Consider the following 1,198-nt stretch of genomic DNA (forward strand, 5'->3'; position numbering starts at 1 on the left):
GCATCCGTTGGTAAACTTACAATGGAACAGAACAAAAAAAATCTTTCGAAATTTGTTTCAAATGACAAATTTGTTTATGTTCCAAATTTATTGGATAAGGAATACCTTTTCAATCATCGAAATAATCCCCAACTATCAATCAAAGAGGTTCTAGGGGAAGAAAAGTTAATTATTGAAGAAGCTAGTGAGTTTGGAAGAAATATGTTAGTAGGAGTGACTGCTCCTACTAAGAATGCCAAAAACTTTGTGACAATTGGTCGGTTATCTCCTGAAAAAGATCAAGAAAAACTATTGTTTGCTTTTAAAGAAATTATGATGCAATCAAATGATCAGCACCAGCTTTATATTATTGGTTCTGGAAAAGAAGAGAAAAAACTTAAGACCACAGCATATGTATTGGGCTTAGAAAAAAATGTTATTTTTGTAGGGCAAACCGTACATGCAATGGAGATACTAGATAAGTGTGATTTATTCGTCTTTCCTTCAAATCACGAAGGACAACCAATGACTTTGCTAGAATGTCTAGCACTTCAAATTCCAGTTGTTGCAACGGATATTCCAGGAAATATTTCTGTTTTGGAAGATCAAAATGGAATGATAGTGGACAATAGTGTTGAGGGGCTAGTGGGCGGTATGAATCGCTATTTGGCTGGAGAAAAAATTCCTTCATCATTAAATGTGGATCAATACAATCAAGACGCATTAAATCGCTTCTATGCATTGATTGAATAGAATAACACTCATAAATCACTGATTGGTATAACTAACTATGTAACAGCATATACTAAGTAGTATGGTATGTATAACTACTGAATTTAACCTGAGACAGAATAGAGTTTTTCTGTCTTAGGTTTTTTTTATGTAGAGTTGTTTGAAAGCTGTCTCTTATACACATCTAGATGTGTATAAGAGACAGGGTTTTTTTTATGTAGAGTTGTTTGAAAGAGTGTTCATTAAATTACCAATTTGAAAGGAATTTAGAAATAAAATCCCAGACAGTCATAGATTGCAGATGAATTTATATAAAATAAATTATTTAGAATCTATAGCCTTGATTTGTTTTATGGTACAATTTAAAAAGTAAGCATCTAATAGGATTATCAAATTTAGTTTTAATTATTCAAGGAGGTATTATGAAAAAAGTACTTATAAAATTACTAAAAGTATGTATGTTCGTAGCTATACTAATGCTCCCTAC

Annotated in this window: 1 protein-coding gene; it reads left to right on the plus strand. The window is 31.5% G+C overall.

The window, feature by feature from the left end:
* On the plus strand, nucleotides 1–732 hold a 732-nt coding region (locus A5883_RS04530; protein ID WP_217809234.1), incomplete at its 5' end, for a glycosyltransferase.
* Nucleotides 733–1,198: the final 466 nt, after the last annotated feature.

Origin of the sequence: Enterococcus sp. 5B3_DIV0040 (assembly GCF_002140755.1) — a bacterium.
In the GTDB taxonomy this organism is placed as follows: domain Bacteria; phylum Bacillota; class Bacilli; order Lactobacillales; family Enterococcaceae; genus Enterococcus_D; species Enterococcus_D casseliflavus.